Source organism: Bacillus sp. 5RYD7K, assembly GCF_059831465.1.
The window spans coordinates 1,059,987-1,077,908 of sequence record NZ_CP191200.1; the positions used below are offsets into that span (position 1 = coordinate 1,059,987).

At 44.8% G+C, this 17,922-nt stretch carries 17 protein-coding genes and 1 pseudogene; 12 read left to right on the plus strand and 6 right to left on the minus strand.

Features of this window, described 5'->3' with window-relative positions:
* Nucleotides 1-2: 2 nt before the first annotated feature.
* The 10 genes and pseudogenes from licA to ACQE26_RS05370 all read left to right on the plus strand — a co-directional run bounded on the left by licA (nt 3) and on the right by ACQE26_RS05370 (nt 10,016).
* Nucleotides 3-335 carry a PTS lichenan transporter subunit IIA gene (gene licA, locus ACQE26_RS05325; RefSeq protein WP_016937491.1) on the plus strand — a complete coding sequence of 111 codons (333 nt, stop codon included), beginning with the start codon at nt 3-5 and terminating at the stop codon, nt 333-335.
* Entirely contained in the window at nt 332-1,660 is a 1,329-nt protein-coding gene (gene licH, locus ACQE26_RS05330) for a 6-phospho-beta-glucosidase LicH (RefSeq protein WP_500470883.1), read from the plus strand. Before licA ends, licH begins: the two co-directional genes overlap by 4 nt.
* 133 nt (nt 1,661-1,793) lie before the next feature.
* Nucleotides 1,794-1,997 carry a hypothetical protein gene (locus tag ACQE26_RS05335; RefSeq protein WP_500470885.1) on the plus strand — a complete coding sequence of 68 codons (204 nt, stop codon included), beginning with the start codon at nt 1,794-1,796 and terminating at the stop codon, nt 1,995-1,997.
* Nucleotides 1,998-2,154: 157 nt separating this feature from the next.
* On the plus strand, nt 2,155-2,415 hold the full coding sequence (locus tag ACQE26_RS05340) for a PTS transporter subunit EIIC (RefSeq protein WP_500471457.1): 261 nt from the start codon (nt 2,155-2,157) through the stop codon (nt 2,413-2,415).
* A gap of 148 nt (nt 2,416-2,563) precedes the next feature.
* A pseudogene (locus tag ACQE26_RS05345) lies at nt 2,564-2,831 on the plus strand (PTS transporter subunit EIIC).
* 317 nt (nt 2,832-3,148) lie between these two features.
* Nucleotides 3,149-4,549 carry a sigma-54 interaction domain-containing protein gene (locus ACQE26_RS05350; RefSeq protein ID WP_500471458.1) on the plus strand — a complete coding sequence of 467 codons (1,401 nt, stop codon included), beginning with the start codon at nt 3,149-3,151 and terminating at the stop codon, nt 4,547-4,549.
* A 146-nt stretch (nt 4,550-4,695) separates the two neighbouring features.
* Nucleotides 4,696-5,676: an agmatinase gene (gene speB, locus ACQE26_RS05355; RefSeq protein ID WP_060963950.1), complete on the plus strand. Its 981-nt coding sequence runs from the start codon at nt 4,696-4,698 to the stop codon at nt 5,674-5,676.
* 50 nt (nt 5,677-5,726) lie between these two features.
* Nucleotides 5,727-7,136 (plus strand): sodium:solute symporter family protein, encoded by a 1,410-nt coding sequence (locus ACQE26_RS05360; RefSeq protein WP_500470887.1) that lies wholly within the window; start codon nt 5,727-5,729, stop codon nt 7,134-7,136.
* A gap of 26 nt (nt 7,137-7,162) precedes the next feature.
* Nucleotides 7,163-8,644: an aldehyde dehydrogenase family protein gene (locus ACQE26_RS05365; RefSeq protein ID WP_500471459.1), complete on the plus strand. Its 1,482-nt coding sequence runs from the start codon at nt 7,163-7,165 to the stop codon at nt 8,642-8,644.
* 4 nt (nt 8,645-8,648) lie between these two features.
* Nucleotides 8,649-10,016, plus strand: a complete 1,368-nt coding sequence (locus tag ACQE26_RS05370; protein ID WP_500470888.1) for a purine-cytosine permease family protein — start codon at nt 8,649-8,651, stop codon at nt 10,014-10,016.
* 20 nt (nt 10,017-10,036) lie between these two features.
* On the opposite strand, the gene ACQE26_RS05375 is transcribed toward ACQE26_RS05370, so the two are convergent.
* The 6 genes from ACQE26_RS05375 to ACQE26_RS05400 form a co-directional block, all read right to left on the minus strand.
* Nucleotides 10,037-11,116, minus strand: a complete 1,080-nt coding sequence (locus ACQE26_RS05375) for a branched-chain amino acid aminotransferase (RefSeq protein WP_438422172.1) — start codon at nt 11,114-11,116, stop codon at nt 10,037-10,039.
* Between the two features lie 184 nt (nt 11,117-11,300).
* A complete protein-coding gene (gene dltD / locus ACQE26_RS05380) occupies nt 11,301-12,479 on the minus strand; it encodes a D-alanyl-lipoteichoic acid biosynthesis protein DltD (RefSeq protein WP_060963954.1) in 1,179 nt (392 codons plus the stop codon).
* Nucleotides 12,480-12,716, minus strand: coding sequence for a D-alanine--poly(phosphoribitol) ligase subunit 2 (gene dltC, locus ACQE26_RS05385; RefSeq protein ID WP_003150875.1), 237 nt, complete (start codon nt 12,714-12,716; stop codon nt 12,480-12,482). It abuts the gene before it with no gap.
* Nucleotides 12,717-12,732: 16 nt separating this feature from the next.
* Nucleotides 12,733-13,914: a D-alanyl-lipoteichoic acid biosynthesis protein DltB gene (dltB, locus tag ACQE26_RS05390; protein ID WP_060963955.1), complete on the minus strand. Its 1,182-nt coding sequence runs from the start codon at nt 13,912-13,914 to the stop codon at nt 12,733-12,735.
* The gene (gene dltA / locus ACQE26_RS05395) at nt 13,911-15,422 is read right to left on the minus strand and encodes a D-alanine--poly(phosphoribitol) ligase subunit DltA (protein WP_500470889.1); all 1,512 of its coding nucleotides are present in this window, start codon (nt 15,420-15,422) and stop codon (nt 13,911-13,913) included. Before dltA ends, dltB begins: the two co-directional genes overlap by 4 nt.
* 15 nt (nt 15,423-15,437) lie before the next feature.
* Nucleotides 15,438-15,587, minus strand: a complete 150-nt coding sequence (locus ACQE26_RS05400) for a teichoic acid D-Ala incorporation-associated protein DltX (protein WP_013354059.1) — start codon at nt 15,585-15,587, stop codon at nt 15,438-15,440.
* Between the two features lie 442 nt (nt 15,588-16,029).
* Here ACQE26_RS05400 and ACQE26_RS05405 point away from each other — a divergent pair, with 442 nt between their 5' ends.
* Both ACQE26_RS05405 and ywaC read left to right on the plus strand, forming a co-directional pair.
* Entirely contained in the window at nt 16,030-16,971 is a 942-nt protein-coding gene (locus tag ACQE26_RS05405) for a 1,4-dihydroxy-2-naphthoate polyprenyltransferase (protein ID WP_047475954.1), read from the plus strand.
* A gap of 122 nt (nt 16,972-17,093) precedes the next feature.
* Nucleotides 17,094-17,726, plus strand: coding sequence for a GTP pyrophosphokinase YwaC (gene ywaC, locus ACQE26_RS05410; protein WP_013354057.1), 633 nt, complete (start codon nt 17,094-17,096; stop codon nt 17,724-17,726).
* The last annotated feature ends 196 nt before the right edge of the window (nt 17,727-17,922 follow it).

Sequence of the window (17,922 nt, forward strand, 5' to 3'; positions counted from 1 at the left end):
ACATGAATGAGAAAATGGAACAGACCATTTTTCAGATCATCCTGCATGGCGGCAATGGCAGAAGCGCATCAATGGAGGCCATTGCCGCCGCAAAGCGGGGAGACAGAGCCCTGGCGGAAGAAAAGCTTCAGGAAGCCGCAAGGGAACTGACTGAAGCCCATCATTATCAGACAGAACTGATCCAAAATGAAGCCGGCGGAGAAAAAACAGACATGACGCTTTTGATGGTACATGCGCAAGACCATTTAATGAATGCGATGACCGTGAAAGACTTGGCCGCAGAGTTAGTCGAGATTTATGAAAAAGTGAGTCTGCAAGGGGGAGCAAAAATATGACAAAAGGAATTAAAATTGTAACGATCGGCGGAGGTTCAAGCTATACACCGGAGCTTGTGGAAGGCATTATTAAGCGCTATGATGAACTGCCTGTCAGAGAATTATGGCTCGTCGACATTCCCGAAGGCGAGAAAAAACTCAATATCGTCGGCACGCTTGCAAAACGCATGGTCGAAAAAGCGGGGGTTCCGATAGAGGTTCACCTGACGCTTGACCGGAGAGAAGCCTTGAAGGATGCGGATTTCGTAACAACTCAATTCCGCGTCGGTCTTCTTGAGGCCCGCGCCAAAGATGAACGGATTCCGTTAAAATACGGCGTAATCGGGCAGGAGACAAACGGTCCGGGCGGTTTATTCAAAGGGCTGCGCACCATTCCGGTTATTCTGGAAATCGCGAAAGACATCGAAGAGCTTTGTCCGAATGCATGGCTCGTGAATTTTACAAACCCTGCCGGCATGGTTACCGAGGCCTTGCTTCGCTACTCGAATCTCACAAAAGTCGTCGGCCTCTGCAATGTGCCGATCGGCATTAAAATGGGCGTCGCCAAAGCCTTGGATGTCGATGTCAGCCGGATCGAGGTGCAATTTGCCGGGCTGAATCACATGGTCTTCGGATTAGATGTTTTCTTAGACGGCGTCAGCGTAAAGGATAAAGTCATCGAAGCCATGGGAGACCCGGAAAACGCCATGACGATGAAAAACATTTCCGGCGCGGAATGGGAGCCTGAATTCCTGAAGGCGCTCGATCTGATTCCTTGCGGCTACCACCGCTATTATTTCAAAAAGAAAGAAATGCTCGAGCATGAAATAGAAGCGTCACAGACGGAGGGCACACGCGCCGAAGTCGTGCAGAAGGTTGAGAAAGAACTGTTCGAACTGTATAAAGATCCGAATCTCGCCATCAAACCGCCGCAGCTTGAGAAACGGGGCGGAGCGTACTACAGTGACGCGGCCTGCAACCTGATCAGCTCCATCTATAACGACAAACATGATATCCAGCCCGTCAATACGATAAACAACAGCGCGATCGCCAGTATCCCGAATGACTCAGCGGTCGAAGTGAACTGCGTCATAACGAAAGACGGTCCGAAACCGATCGCCGTCGGTGATTTGCCGGTATCTGTCCGCGGGCTCGTCCAGCAAATCAAATCATTTGAACGTGTCGCCGCTGAAGCAGCCGTCACGGGAGATTATCAAACAGCGCTCCTTGCGATGACGATCAATCCGCTTGTGCCATCTGATAAGATCGCGAAAGAAATACTCGATGAAATGCTTGAGGCGCATAAAGAATATCTTCCAAAATTTTTTAACTCTGTCGAAGCTTAAACAAAGGGTTCCAGTACGGGTGTGCTGGAACCTATTTTATTTCACCGGACTGCCGCTTAAATCCAGCCCCATTGAAACAACTTTGCACCCCGTGTTCGACTCATTCTTTATTAGATAAAGGAAGAATTCGAACTTGAGTTCATTGAACAGAATCCTGGAAGAGAAAGTCATACCCACAGCTGCAAGGGTAGCTGGCCAGCGTCACCTGCAGTCTCTCCGCGATGGCATTGTCTTAACAATGCCGCTGATTATTATTGGGTCGCTGTTTCTAATTTTAGCGAATTTGCCGATCCCTGGTTATGCAGATTTTATGGCTGGTTTATTCGGTAAGCAATGAGCAGATCTATTATCTTACCCGGTCAGTGCAACCTGCGGCATCATGGCGCTCGTCGCGACATTCGGCATTCTTACCGCTTGGCAGAAAAGTATAAAGTGGATGCTCTTTCAGCTGGAGCCATTGCATTTGCTGCATTTCTGCTGGGGACACTTATCAAATTCCGTTTACACCAGATGGGTCAACAAAGGAGGTCCTTGTCTCAGGCGGCATTCCTGTTTCGTTAATGGGCAGTAAAGGTCTATTTGTCGCAATGGTTATTGCTATGCTCTCAACTGAAATCTACAGGTGGATTATCCAGAAGAATATTGTCTTCAAAATGCCTGATAGGCGTGCCTCCTGCAGTCTGCAAATCATTTACAGCGCTTATTCAAGGTTTCGCAGTCATTGGCGTTGTCTGGGCAGCAAGGTTATTCATTGAACTCACGCTTTTTCAAAGCCTTCACAACGTGATAGGAGAACCTTTAGGCAAACCTTGGCGGAAGTCTGACGGGGAGTTTAATAGCTGAATTTACACAAATGCTTTATGGTCCTGCGGTTTGCATGGCGCAAGCATCGTCGCCGGAATCATGTCTCCGATTTGGTATGGTGCAATGGATGAGAACCGACTTGCGTTTCAGGCCGCTGAAGCATTGTCGCATATTTTCACAAAACAATTTTTCGACATATTTATTAATATTGGCGGAAGCAGGGCGGCGTTAGCACTTGTACGCAGCATGGCGGTTCGTTCAAAAGCAAATGAAGCAGCTGAGCCGTCTTGCGCTTGGTCCTGCCTGCTTTAATATTAATGAACCGATTATTTTCGGTTTGCCGATTGTCATGAATCGATGCTGTTAATGCCCTTTATCATCACGCCGCTCTTAACGGTAACTGTCACTTACATTGGGATGAGCACCGGCCTAGTTGCAAAGCCGGCAGGAATATTTGTGCCATGGACGATGCCGCCGATCTTTTCAGGCTATCTGGCTACGGGTGGGAAAATATCAGGAGCTGTCATGCAAATCATCAATATCGCCATCTCATTCACTGTATATTATCCATTCTTTAGAAAATCTAAGAAAAAGAAAGAGCCCAAACCAAATAGGGCTCTTTTTGTTATGAAGTCTGAAAATTATGATACCTTAAAAGAATCATCTATAAAGGGGTGCTGCTTAATGAATGAAGAAGTGAAAGTGTTGGAAGTAGAGTTAGGGGCGATATTAAATGTTTCGAACGACAATATTGTGATAACAGATGGGGAAGGGATCGTTTTAAAAGCAAGTCGTAATTGTGAAGATATTTACGGACGGCCGCTTTCTGAGATCATTGGGAAATCGGTGTTTGATTTACAAAGCAGATCGGTCTTTTCTCCGTCTGTTACCGTACGAGTGATTCAAGAAAAGAAGGAAATTCAAGTGATGCAAACGACCTCTGCTGGCAAATCCGTAATGGCGACGGGAATTCCGATTATGAAAAACGGAGAGATATTTAGAATCATCAGTTTCTCGCATGATTTAACGGAGATTAGGCGGCTGAAAGAAGATTATGAACAGCTTCAATCCAAGATGCGGCGATATGAAAAGGAGATTCAGGAATTGAAAAAGAAGACCGCTAATTCTGGAGAGGTTGTCATCAATAGCGATCGAATGGAGAAACTTTGGGTATTATTGAACCGCGTTGCGGCGAGTGATGCCAATGTAGTCCTTCTGGGTGAATCCGGTGTAGGAAAAACGGTTTTTGCCCGCGCCCTCCATCAGGCCAGCCATCGTAAGGCGGGCCCTTTCATTGAAGTGAATTGCGGTGCCATCCCGGAAAACCTGTTTGAATCAGAGATGTTCGGTTATCAAGGCGGTGCATTTACTGGGGCAAATCAGAAAGGCAAAGCAGGCATGATTGAACTCGCTCAAAAAGGTACTTTATTTCTTGATGAAGTAGGGGAACTCCCATTTAGTATTCAGGTCAAACTCTTAAAAGTTCTGCAGGAAAAAAGGGTTACAAGAATTGGCGGAATCACAGGCAAACATGTCGATTTTCGACTGGTTTCGGCTTCAAATCAGAATTTAGAAGAGTTAGTTCAGCAGGGAAAATTCCGTGAAGATTTATTTTACCGCTTAAACGTCGTCCCCATAACCATTCCGCCGTTAAGAGAAAGAAAAGAAGAAATTGATCAGCTGATGATGCATTTTCTGGAAAAATTCAATCAGAAATATGGGACAAGCAAGTTTTTTCATGCCGAAGTGTTTCCGCTATTCTTACAGTACCATTGGCCAGGAAATGTAAGAGAACTCGAGAATATGATTGAAAGAATCATTGTTACGACTGACACCAATACGATCTATCCAAAAGATATTGGTTTTTTGACTGGTAAGACTCAGGCTGACTATGATTGGAGCTCGCTCTTCGAATTTAATTCGAGTGGGGGCACACTGCAAGACGCTTTAAAAGAAGTCGAGAAAGCATGGCTCAAGCGGGCCTACCGCCAATGTAAAACAACGTATGAGATGGCAGATATACTAGGGATCAGCCAAGCCACGGTTGTCAGGAGGCTCAAAAAATACAAGATTGATTCAAAATAAATGAAGATAATTCATTTTGAATCGAAGTAACCGCTTTTCATTCACTTTTAACTCATTGTGCGTATTCATAATCTCCCGTTACTTGGAATCAAATGATTGGCACGGAAATTGCATAAATAAAAGAAAAACGTTTGGGAGGTCTTATGATGAAAAAATATCAGCCTAAAAATTCTTTTGAATCTCCGCGCTACTGCGGGCCGCGGACATTTATGCGACTGCCTTACAGAGAACAGCTTGACGAGCATATGGATTTTGTCATCACGGGAATTCCGTTCGACTCCGGTCAATCTTTTAGAACAGGGGCGAGATTCGGCCCTGAAGCAGTGAGAGATTTCTCCATTCTTTTACGGCCTTATAACCCGGAACAAAATATTAAAATCTTTGATTATGTTTCAGGAGTAGACTATGGAGATATTCCTGTGGTCCCTGGGTACTTTAAAGAAACATATAAAAAAATCGAAGAAGGTATTTATTCAATAGCAGAAAAAGGGATCATTCCCATTACAATTGGCGGAGATCATTCGATTACGCTAGGGGAATTAAGAGCCTTAAAGAAAATTCACGGACCAGTCGCATTGCTTCAGTTCGATGCGCATTCAGATACATGGGACAGCTATTTTGAGCAAAAATACAACCACGGCACGGTTTTCCGCCGAGCGATCGAAGAAGGGCTTATCGATGTCTCACGTTCCATTCAAATTGGAATGCGGGGCGGACTGTATGGTGAAGAGGATCTAATGGATGCGAAAAATCTTGGGTTAGAAGTGTTTACGACGAATGAATACAAAAAGCTTGGTGTTGAAAAAATGCTTGATGTGATTCATCAGAGAGTCGGCAGCGGACCTGTTTTCTTATCATTCGATATCGATTTTCTCGATCCTGTTTATGCGCCGGGGACAGGAACCCCTGAGGTATCTGGAGCAAGTATTGATGATGCTTTGGCTTTCGTCAGGGGATTGACGGATATCGACTTTATCGGTTTTGACCTTGTAGAAGTTCTTCCTGCGTATGATCATGGTCAAATTACTGCAGCAGCGGCCGCTAACATCATTTATGAGTTTGTCACACTGACAGCCCTTGCGAAGAAGAAAGCTGAGGCTGAACTGCGGTTGGCCAAAGAGAGATAGTTTTTAACATAAATGACTGAATATTCTCAACTCGAAAGGAGGCTGGTGTTATGAATGGACTGGATGTCATGATGGTTGTCTTATATTTTGCTGCATTGATTTTTGTAGGTGTTTTAGGAGCGAGAAAAGCAAAAACTTCTGAGGATTATATCGTTGCCGGGCGTAATCTCGGCCTCACGATGTATTTAGCCTGTCTGGCTGCTGTTATATTAGGCGGTGCCTCTACAATTGGCACCGCCAAACTTGGCTATCAATTTGGCCTTTCAGGAATATGGATGGTTTTCATGCTTGGTCTGGGGATATCGGCAATCGGAGTTTTTCTGATTCGAAAAATGATGGCCTTGAAAGTACTCACCATCAGTGAGGTGCTTGAAAAACGTTTTAATTCGGAAACAAGGCTGATCAGCTCTTTAGTTGCTGCCATCTATACGCTGATGGTTACGGTGACACAGGTGATCAGTATGGGGACTATTCTCAATGTTCTGCTTGGCTGGAATTTAACGTTATCCATGATCACAGGCGGAGGAATTGTCCTGTTTTACACCTTGCTTGGCGGAATGTGGGCCATTACGATGACCGATATTATCCAATTTGTGATTATGACAGTTGGTATCTTCTTCATTATGCTGCCGATGAGTCTCCACAAAGCGGGAGGCTGGAGCACGCTTTTAGAGAAATTGCCGCCAGGATATTTTGATGCAGGATCTATCGGCATGTCAACCATCTTTCAATACTTCCTGCTGTTTTGCTTAGGTATGGCTGTCGGGCAGGACATCTGGCAGCGGGTCTTTACAGCAAGAACAACTAAAATCGCCCGGGCCGGCACGATTGGAGCAGGGGTCTACAGTTGTTTTTACGCAGTTGCTGTTTGTTTGATCGGAATGTGCGCCTATGTTGTTCTCCCGCACTTGAAAGACCCGCAAACAGCCTTTTCAAGTATGGCGCTCGCGACGCTTCCGCCTGGCATATTAGGGGTTGTTATCGCAAGTGTCATTTCCGCACTCATGTCGACAGCCTCAGGAACGATGCTGGCTTCATCAACTTTGATTGTAAATGATATTTTAAAACGATATATGTCGCCTCAGATGAACGAACAGCATTTTTTGAAAATATCCCGGTTGACAACGTTCGCAGTCGGAATCACGACGATCGTCATTTCAATTTGGATTCAAGATGTACTGACAGCGCTTGATGTGGCGTATGCTGTGCTGTCCGGAGCGATATTCTTCCCGATTATTTTAGGATTCTTTTGGAAAAGAGCTACCGCACAAGCAGCATTTTATTCGATTTTGCTCAGTACTGCAGTTATCCTTGCGGGTCTTGCTATCCAAGGGGTGTCGTCGACAGAGCCGATTGTGTACGGGCTGCTTGTCAGTATCATCGTCATGATTACAGTCTCGCTTGCTGGTACATCAAAGAAAGAACCAGCTGCACTTAAAAAGTCTGAACCTTATTATTAAAGGCTAGGAGCTGATCGAAATTGAATGTGAAAAATGAACAGCTTTTCATTAATGGCGAATTTATAAAAGGAGAAGGAAAAGAACGTGCAATCATTGATCCTGCTTCGGGGCGCCTTATCACCGTCATTCAAGAAGCTTCGGGAGAACAAGCACGTGAAGCTGTCCAAGGTGCAGAACGGGCTTTTGTCCAAACAGACTGGGCTCAAAATCAATCCCTTCGTATAAAAGTCCTTCGCCGACTTTCGGATCTATTGGAAGCTTCCGCAGAGACATTTGCCGAAATCGAAACCCAAAATACCGGTAAACCGATTCGTGAATCAAGATTAGATATCAGTGATGCTGTGTCTTGTTTAAGATATTACGCTGATTTGCAAGAGTCGAAAAAAACGTGGTCCAAGGAAATGGATGACGGTTCAATCAGCCGAGTGATTGAAGGCCCCATGGGTGTTTGTGTTTTGATTGTACCGTGGAACTTTCCGCTGTTATTGGGAATTTGGAAACTGGCGCCGGCGTTAGCTGCGGGGAATGCAGTGGTTTTCAAGCCTTCTGAATGGACGCCGCTGTCATTTTTAACATTTGCAAAATTGGTCAAAGAGGCGGGCCTCCCAGATTGCATATTCAACTTAGTAACAGGAGATGGCTCGTCTGTCGGCCAAGAATTAATTAAGCACGGAGCGGTTCGGAAAGTCTCGTTTACTGGAAGTTCCAAAACGGGTCAACTGATTAATCGCGAATGTGCAGGCACATTTAAGCGAGTGTCTCTTGAATTAGGAGGTAAATCGCCGCTTCTCGTCTTTGATGATGCAGACATTGAAACAGCTTGTGATATTGCATTGTTTTCGTCTTATTTTAATCAGGGACAGGTCTGTGTCGCTGCTTCCCGTATACTCGTGCAAGATGCATTGTATGACAGTTTTTTAGCCAGGCTGACAGAGAGGGCTAAACAGATTAAAATTGGCGATCCTCGTGACGAAGAGACGGAAATGGGGCCTGTCATCAGTCAGGAGCACCTCGAAAAAATTGAACACTATATCAGAGCCGGGAAGGAAGAAGGGGCTCGTCTCGTGACTGGAGGTGAGCGGATCATTCCTCAAACCGGTTACTATATCACACCGGCAGTCTTCACGAACGTAAACCAATCGATGAAAATTGTTCAGGAAGAAATTTTCGGCCCGGTGATAACGGTTCAGGAATTTTCTAATGAAGATGAAGCCATCGCTTTGGCAAACGGTACGAGATTTGGCTTGGCAGCTGGTATTTTAACAGAAAATGAAGAAAAAGCGCTGCGAACAGCAGAAAGTCTCCATGCAGGGATCATTTGGATCAATAGCTATCATACACCGTATCTTGAAGCGCCATGGGGCGGGGTAAAACAGAGCGGGATAGGGAGAGAACTCGGACCTTATGGCCTCGCTTCGTTTACAGAGCCTAAACATATCAATATCACCAGCAAATTGAATCCTGTGGAATGGTATCAGTGGCATCCATCTGTTCTGAATAAGGGGTGATGACATGACAGAAGAAGCGGCAGGTTTTAGCAGTGATGGGATCATGCCTATTGAGACAGGGAAGAGGACGATGGGGTTCTTTTCAACTTTCTCGATTTGGACGGGCGCGAATATAGTGGTCACGACGATGTATACAGGGATGCTTTTTGTACCGGATATGACCTTTTGGCAAGCATTATGGCTCATTTTGCTCGGCTCCATTGCCGGCGCTGTCCCCTTGGTTTTAATGGGTAATATCGGAACACGAACAGGATTGCCGACGATGGTGTTAATGCGTCCGGCTTTCGGAATAAAAGGAGGTATTTTGCCTTCAGCTGTCAACATTCTCATTTTAGTTGGCTGGTCATGGATCCAAGCTTATATGGCGGGGGCCAGTTTAAATGAGGCTGTTTATTTTTTAACAGGCTACAGCAACATTAATCTGTTCACAATAGTGACGCAAGCTTCTGTGCTTTTCATCACGTTATATGGGCATAAAGTCGTTGAATCTGCAGAAACGATTGTAGCGGCTATTATGGTGGTATTAACTGCTGTTTTGTTTGGGTTTATCTTTATGACGTTTCATCAGATTGAATTTCTGCAAATGAAAACAACTGCCGTTTCAGGAATCAAGGGCATAAGCGCATTTGATATTGTCGTCGCGACTGCATTTACTTGGGTGCCGATCGTCTGCGATTATAATCGGCATTGCAAAAATGAGCGAACGGGGATGGCAGGTACCTTTTTCGGTTATATTTTATCCACCGTCATTGCGATGGGACTTGGAGCGGCAGTTTCAGCTTTTGCGGTTTTAGGACATCAACAACCTGACCACCAAATGGCGGGCATTATTGGACAGTATCATCCTATTCTCGGTTTTATTGCGGCCATTGTTATTTTTTTATCTGTTTTATCGACCAATGTGATGGTATTATACAGTGCTGTCATGTCTTATTTATCTATCTTCAGCAAACAGCGCTTCATTTTTCCTGCAATCGCTCTTGGTATCATTACCATTGGAGGTTCATTATTAAAAGAATGGCTGCTCGATCACTTTCAAAATTTTTTACTGATGATCGGTACGCTTTTTATTCCTATCTTTGCTATTGTACTGGTTGATTACTATATTGTTAGAAAAAAACACTATCATGTGGATGAAATGTTAACAGGGGAGAAGCGGTTTTATTGGTATCAAAAGGGGTTTCACGTACGGGTTTATTTCACCTATCTTTTTGGCGCTGTTTTCGCTTATTATTTTTCCTATGTGATCCCGCTGCCGATCGGCGTGACCATTCCTACTTTTATTGCTACAGGGCTATTTTACTTAGCAGTGCTTAAAGTAACGGAAAGAAGGGCGGCAGTGACGGAGATGGTGAAGAAAAACCTCTCTTAAAGAGAGGTTTCATAGGTCTATTACAGTGTATCGACTTCTACTGTCCAGCCGAATAGATCAGGCTGGGCGCCTTTTTGAATGCCTGTAATGGTATCATACAGCTTCTTCGAGATCTCTCCGGTTTCACCGCTGCCGATGACAAGACTTTCATCATTCCAAATCAGTTCGCCGACCGGAGAAATGACCGCCGCCGTACCGGTTCCGAACGTTTCTTCCAATCGGCCGTCACGATGCGCCTGAATGATTTCATCGATCGAAATTTTCCGCTCAGACACAGTCAATCCCCAATGTTTGAGCAGGGTGATGACGGAATTTCTCGTAATTCCTTCAAGAATGCTTCCGTTCAGCTCCGGCGTCACAATTTCGCCGCTGATTTTGAAAAAGATGTTCATGCTGCCGACTTCTTCTATGTATTTTTTCTCAATGCCGTCAAGCCATAGCACCTGGGAAAAGCCTTTCTCCTCCGCAACCTGCTGCGCCTTCAGGCTTGAAGCGTAGTTGCCGGCCGTTTTCGCGTTTCCCGTACCGCCTTTGACGGCGCGGACGAACTCGTTTTCCACGGCGATTTTCACCGGTTTAATGCCTTCTTTGTAATAAGAGCCGACCGGCGACAGAATGATAAACAGCTTGTACGTATGGGATGCCGCTACACCGAGGAAAGGCTCGGTCGCAATGATAAACGGACGGATATAAAGGGAAGTGCCTTCCGCTTTCGGAATCCAGTCTTTGTCGATGGCTACGAGCTGTTTCAGGCCTTCAAGAACAAGCTCTTCATCAATGAGCGGGATGCAAAGACGGTCATTTGACTGATTCAGGCGCTCCATATTTTTCTCCGGTCTGAACAGAAGCAGCTCCTGATCCTTCGTTACATACGCTTTAAGCCCTTCAAAAACGGTTTGGCCGTAATGATAAACCATAGCCGCAGGATCCATTGAGAAGGGCTGATAAGGGATAATTCTCGGATCGTACCAGCCTTGATCCGCATCGTAATCCATAACAAACATATGGTCGGTGAAAATTCTGCCGAACGCAAGGTTATGGGGGTCCGGTTTAGGTTTTTTGGCTGAAGTCAATTCAACACGAATGTCTTGTTTCATAATGTTCTGTCTCCCTATTGGTGTTATTGGCGAACTTATTTGAAAATAATTTATATTCTATTGTATACCTTCAACAAATATTCGCAATAGTTTTCCTCAAATTTGTGAAAAAATCAAATCACATAAAAAGCAGGGGAGAGAATGCCCCCTGCGTGTTCGTTTTTTCTGTATTCGATCATCGCCGTGCTCAGTGAACCGTCACTTTGCCGGTTTTGTAAAACTGCTCCATCGCTTTATCGACGTACACCCAGCCCTTCCAGGCGATATGGATGGTGTCTTTCATAAAGTACGGATCATATTCGTGTCCGGATAAGTCGGCAACCTGAAAGCCCTTCGCTTTAATCTGCTTTGTGACTTTTTTGTAGTAATCAGTCCGGCCTTTTTTCGGGAAGCCGGTGTAGTCATACCATTTTCCGTTGACCGGAATAACCACGAACATCGGTTCAGCGCCGGCATCTTTCAGAATGTCCAGCATATCCTCAAAGTCGTGATATTCGACTGATTTGGCGTATGTTCTTCCTTTGTTGATTCCTTTCACTCTCTTTAACTTCGGCTTAATTTTTTTATAAGAAGTGTCATCGATATAGAAAGGATTGGACTTGGAACTCTGTTTTCCTAATTGCGCGGCGGCTGTTTTTAACTCTGACCACGATTTTCCTTTTAGGTTTTCAGAGATCGTCCGCTCAGGACCCTCGGTTTCTCCCAATGAATAATAAAGATCTTTTTTCTCAAGCAGAGAATAGTAAGCCTTGGCGGCCGGCATGACCGTTTTCACTTTCCATGATTGGCCGTTGACCATTCCTTTGTACAATTCAGAAAGGACGGCATCATGCTGAACGACTTTAAAACGAAGCATGCGTTTCATCATGTTCTTTTTGACCGCGGGATCAATCTGGTCATTAAATGCTAAATCCAATGCCTGAAGTGATGAAAAATTCGGCGCAAAGTGCTGTTCATCCGAACCTTTTTTAATAAACCATTGAGGAGAAACAATGAATACCAGTTTTTTGCCTTTCAGCTGCTGGTAATGCGCCGCAAAGTTTACGGCGTGTATCAGGGATTGATCCCCGCCTTTTCCGACAAGATAAGGCGTAAAGCCTTGGTTGTTCACTTGAAAATAGTTGGACGGGTGAAACTGATCTAATCTTGAAAGCTCGGAAGATCCGAAAATCGGCAGATACTTCGAGTCTTCGAACATTTTGTTTTGCAGATAGAGCCCTTGGAACATATTAGGGTTTAAGGCCGCTGCCGACTCTTCGACACGTTTTTCAGGAATGAAGCGCGTAAGCCATGAAGCCGGAACTGCTATAGCTCCGACAAACAGGACAAACGCTAAAATAATTGGTCCAAAGAAACGCTTTTTCATTTACTTCAACTCAGTCAGTTTGTTTACAATGTTGTTTGGCGTATTCCACTCGTCACGGTCAAACTCAGTGATCGGCACTGTAATGCCGAAGCGGTTTTCGATGGCAACAAGCAGCTCTACAGTTCCGAAAGAATCAAGCAGTCCTTCTTCAAAGATTTCAATATCAGGATTTTCTTTCACAGCGTCCTCCTGACAAACTTCAGCTAATACGTCTAATACTTCCTGTTTAAATTCCATGTGTTTTCAATCTCCTTTAGTGATGAAATGGTTTTCCTGAGAAAATATAAAATCCGAAACATACGAAATGGAATGTGATGACGATGGCTAAAAACGCCGTAAAACGATTGGCGGGCAGCCACTTGTATTTCTTATTCCATTTCTCAAAAAAGTTATACCCCGTCATTAACACGGCATGGTACAGGCCGTACACAATATATTGCAGGGCGAGCCCGTGCCAGACGCCCATCAGCATGAACAGCAGGAAATACCCGATGTTCGAGACGGCCATCCGGTTCTTTATCCATTTTTTCTTTGTCATCCAGAAAACAAAGCGCATAAATACGTAGTCTCTGAACCAAAAGGATAAGGACATGTGCCAGCGGTTCCAGAAGTCTTTAATGTTTCTGCTGATAAACGGCTTATTAAAGTTTTCCGGAGATTTGATACCCATAATGTAGCTGACACCGACGGCAAACATCGTGTAGCCCGCAAAATCGAAAAACAGGTACAAGCTGTATCCGTACATGTACAGCACATTGCTCCACAGTTTGCTGTGGGTGATATGAGACAGATTCATAATGAAATACGTGTTAATCGCATATCCGATAATGAATTTGTACAAGAAACCGATAAAAATTTTATGAATGCCGGTATACAGTAAATCAGCGTATTCTCCCTTTGTCCATACTTTCTGTTCGTCCTTGGCAAATCTGCGGTATCTGTCGATCGGACCGGAAGAAATGGTCGGGAAGAACATAATAAAGTACAAAAGGCGGTGAAGCGGCATTTTTTCTTTAATCAGCCCGTCTCTCGTTTCCATGATCAGCTGGACGCCTTTAAATGTCAAATAAGAAATTCCTAAGAAACTGATCAGGTTGTGAACCGGATGATGAGGCACCGCCGGAAAGAAAAACGGCCATAATTTAGATAAAAACAGGGGTAAAATGGACGCGATCACGGCCATGCTGAAGACAAAGCCGCTATTGGCTTTCAGTCTGTAAGCGAGATACCCCCTGATTAACAGCACCTGCCACAGCGTAAAGATACATAATGCAATGACGCCGTGCAGATCATGCGAGAAAATCAAAGCCAATACGATGATGGATATAAACATGTTGTATCCTTGGAATCTCTTGCCGTTCAGCCCTAAAATAATCGTCGGCAAGAGAAGGATTCCAAGTAAGATAAAAAAGAAAAACGAGCTGTAAGGCGTCATACAAGAACCTCTTCGCCAATGCGTTTACGGTCGATTTTTCCGTTCGCAGTCATTTGAATGTGATCCTGATAAATGAATTTTCTCGGAATCATGTAAGCCGGAAGCGAAGCGGCCAGCTCTTTCTTAATAGCGCTTGTCAGCTGGAATTCTTTTTCGAAATCATGTTTTTCAGGCACGATGGCGGCAATTAGATATTCGACAGGTCCGTTAGGCTGATACGGGATGACAACCGCTGAGCGTACATATTGAGACTGCCTTACATGCACTTCGATTTCCTCAAGCTCCATTCGGTAGCCGTGAAGCTTTATCTGGAAATCCAGGCGTCCTTGGCAGAAAATCTGACCTTCTTGAGCATAACCGGCATCACCCGTATGATATGCCCACTGTCCGTCAACAGAGAAAAACGCTTTTTCCGTCAGAGACGGCTCACCGAGATAACCTTTGCTTACGCTCGGGCCGGCGATGATGATTTCCCCTTTTTCTCCGTCCGAAAGCTTATTCCCGTTTTCATCCATGATGAAAATATTCATATCGGGTTTTGCAAATCCGACGGGCAGAGATTCATTTTCATCGATGACCTGCTGCGTAATTTCCACGGAGGTGACGGCAACCGTTGTTTCGGTCGGGCCGTATGTATTGAATACGCGGGCCTTCGGAAAACGGTTTAACAGTTCCTGTGCCACGGCAGCCGGAAGCGCTTCTCCGCAAAACATAAATACTTCTGCGTCAGGCAGGAGTTCCTGCGTAAAGCCGGGGTCCATCAGACACATTTGGACGAAAGACGGCGTCGATGTCCAGACGTTCAGCCTGGATTTCTCCAGCTCTTCAAATAGTACTTTCGGTTTATTGATTTTGTCTTTCGTTACACAGTGCAGCGTACCTCCCGTTTGAAGCGACGGGAAAATGTCCATGACAGATAAATCAAAAGAAAACGGAGCTTGGTTTAAGAATGTCTTGCCTTCGCCCACAGGAAAATCCCTGCAGATCCAGTCTGTGAAGCTTTGCAGGTTATCAGCTGATATCTGCACGCCCTTCGGATTTCCCGTGCTGCCGGACGTGTAAATAATGTAAAAAGTGTCCTGATCTTTTACCCAGTTCTCACGGCTGAGGTCTGCATCTCCGTCAGCTGCAAGTTCTTCGGGTGTAACGGTTTTAATCAGATTGCTCCCCGTATCGACTGCATCGCCCGATACGCTGATGAGCAGCTCTGCGCCTGAGCTTTCAATGATTTTGACGATCCGCTCTGCCGGAATGGACACATCGACAGGGATGTAAGGGCGGCCCGCTTTGACGCTTCCTAAGAAAGAAACGATCATATTCGGCTCCATATGTCCGTAAACCAGGACAGGTGTTTTCGAACCGTCAGCTGTATGTTTTTCAATGCCGGACGCAACCCGCTCCGACAAATCCCATAATTCCCCGTAAGTGAGGGAATGATCTAAGGAACGAAACGCTTCGGCCTGAGGCTTGGCGTCTGCATATGTTTTTATAGCATCAAGTAGTTTCATAGTTATCCTCCCCGATTAGAAATCGTTGTAAATATAAGTGCCGGTATTGGCTGTATGAAATCCATACATCCAAAAGAGCAATACTAATATCAGAAAATAAAAGCCCGTATGAAACGTCCATTTAACCAATGTATTTTCATAAGCACGTTTTAATTTTTGCATCATGTTAAAATTCCTTCCCCGCGTATTCAATAATTACACCAGTATATGACGATTAGATTAACAAAAAGTTTCAAAATATGTCTAATATCCTAAGCTTAAAATTTCCTTAAAAATGAATGAGAAACAAAAGGATGGAAAATACGCATGTATAAATTGGCAAATGATCATACTAAAAAAGCGATGTTCAGGCGGGATTTTTAACTTATCGTAAATATAAATGAGGTAAAAAAATTTCGGCGGCTTTTTCTTACGCAGGCTTGTGCCGAACCCCAATAGGGAAGGGCGGAAAGCCGTTTTCGGCAGCAAAGCTGACGGAGCGCCGCATCTTGTGAAATGGGGAAGAAATTATTATGATAGATAAGGTAGCAGAAAACATAAAAACCCCAATTCAACACTACTGTTATCGGCTGACTGTGAAAGCCTTTTAATAGAAAGGAAGAGGAAAATGAATCAAAACAATATGGGAGGCAGCCAAAAGACGCCTGAAAAAGAAAGCATGGGCCGCATTTTATGGCAGTTAACCCGCCCTCATACATTGACGGCATCGTTTGTGCCCGTACTTCTCGGCACCGTATTGGCGATGTTTTACGTAAAGGTTGATTTCCTGCTGTTTTTGGCCATGCTGTTTTCCTGCCTTTGGATCCAGATCGCCACGAACTTATTCAATGAATATTACGATTTTAAACGCGGTTTAGATACGGCGGATTCTGTCGGTATCGGCGGAGCGATCGTCCGCCACGGCATGAAGCCGAAAACGATTCTGCAGCTGGCGCTCGGCTCTTATGCGATTGCCCTCGTGCTCGGTGTTTATATCTGTATGAGCAGCAGCTGGTGGCTTGCGGCAATCGGCCTTGCCGGCATGCTGATCGGCTATCTGTATACGGGCGGCCCGCTGCCGATTGCGTATACACCGTTTGGGGAACTGTTCTCCGGCATTTGCATGGGCTCTGTGTTTGTCCTTATTTCTTTCTTCATTCAGACTGGCGGAATTAATGAACAGAGCATTTTGATTTCCATCCCGATCGCCATCTTGGTCGGCGCGATTAACCTGTCCAATAATATCCGTGATATTGAAGAAGATAAAAAGGGCGGACGTAAAACGCTGGCGATTTTAATGGGGCATAGGGGAGCCGTCATGATACTGGCCGCGTCCTTTGCCATCGCTTACATTTGGATCGTCGGTCTTGTTATCATGGGATATACAAGCCCATGGCTGTTCCTGGTCTTTTTGAGCGTGCCGAAACCCGTTCAGGCCGTGAAAGGCTTCGTGAAAAACGAAATGCCGATGAACATGATTATTGCGATGAAATCAACGGCGCAAACCAATACATTCTTCGGATTCCTGCTTTCCATCGGACTCCTGATCAATTATTTCCTGATCAAATGACAAGGCAAATGCCATAACGGCATTTGCTTTTTTTTGTGAAATAATCTTCACGATTTTGTAAAGAACCTGACTGCCGACCGAACCGTCTGATATGTGGACAGCAAAGCAAGGAGATGAAAAAAATGGACTTGTCAACAGCCCATATGGATGATTTAAAAACGGTCATGGAAGATTGGAAAAATGAATTATTAGTTTATAAATTCGCTTTAGATGAGCTGGATACGAAGTTTTCTATCATCAGTCAGGAATATAATCTGATTCACGGGCATAACCCGATCGAGCATACAAAATCACGCGTGAAAAGTTTTGAAAGCATCGTCAATAAACTGATGCGCAAAGGCTGTGATGTGACGACGCAGGAAATGAAAGAGCATATTCATGACATCGCGGGTGTCAGGATCATCTGTTCTTTTATATCAGATATTTATAATGTCGCTGAGGTTTTGAAACAGCATAAGGACCTGAAAATTGTGAAGGTGAAGGATTATATCAAACATCCGAAGCCGAACGGCTACCGCAGCCTGCATTTGATTATTGAAATTCCCGTCTATTTGACGAATCGGGTGGAATATGTGAAGGCGGAAATCCAAATCCGCACCATCGCCATGGATTTTTGGGCGAGTCTTGAGCATAAAATTTATTACAAATTAAATAACGAAGTCCCGAAGCATCTGACTGACGAGCTGAAGGAAGCGGCGGAAATCGCCCATTATTTAGACGAAAAGATGCTTGGGATTAAGAAAGAAGTCGATTAACCGATTGGCGCATCATAAACAGCCGGACTGCAAATAAAAGCGGTCCGGCTGTTTGTTTATCCAATGACGCTCACCGTTTTTCGCTGCCGGCCTTGATCGTCTTGCCCCCGTTCACATAGAACCCGCCGATAAGGTCATTTTCTTTCCTCACCCCAAACAAAGAAGAAAGATATCAACTCGTCAACAGCACATTCCC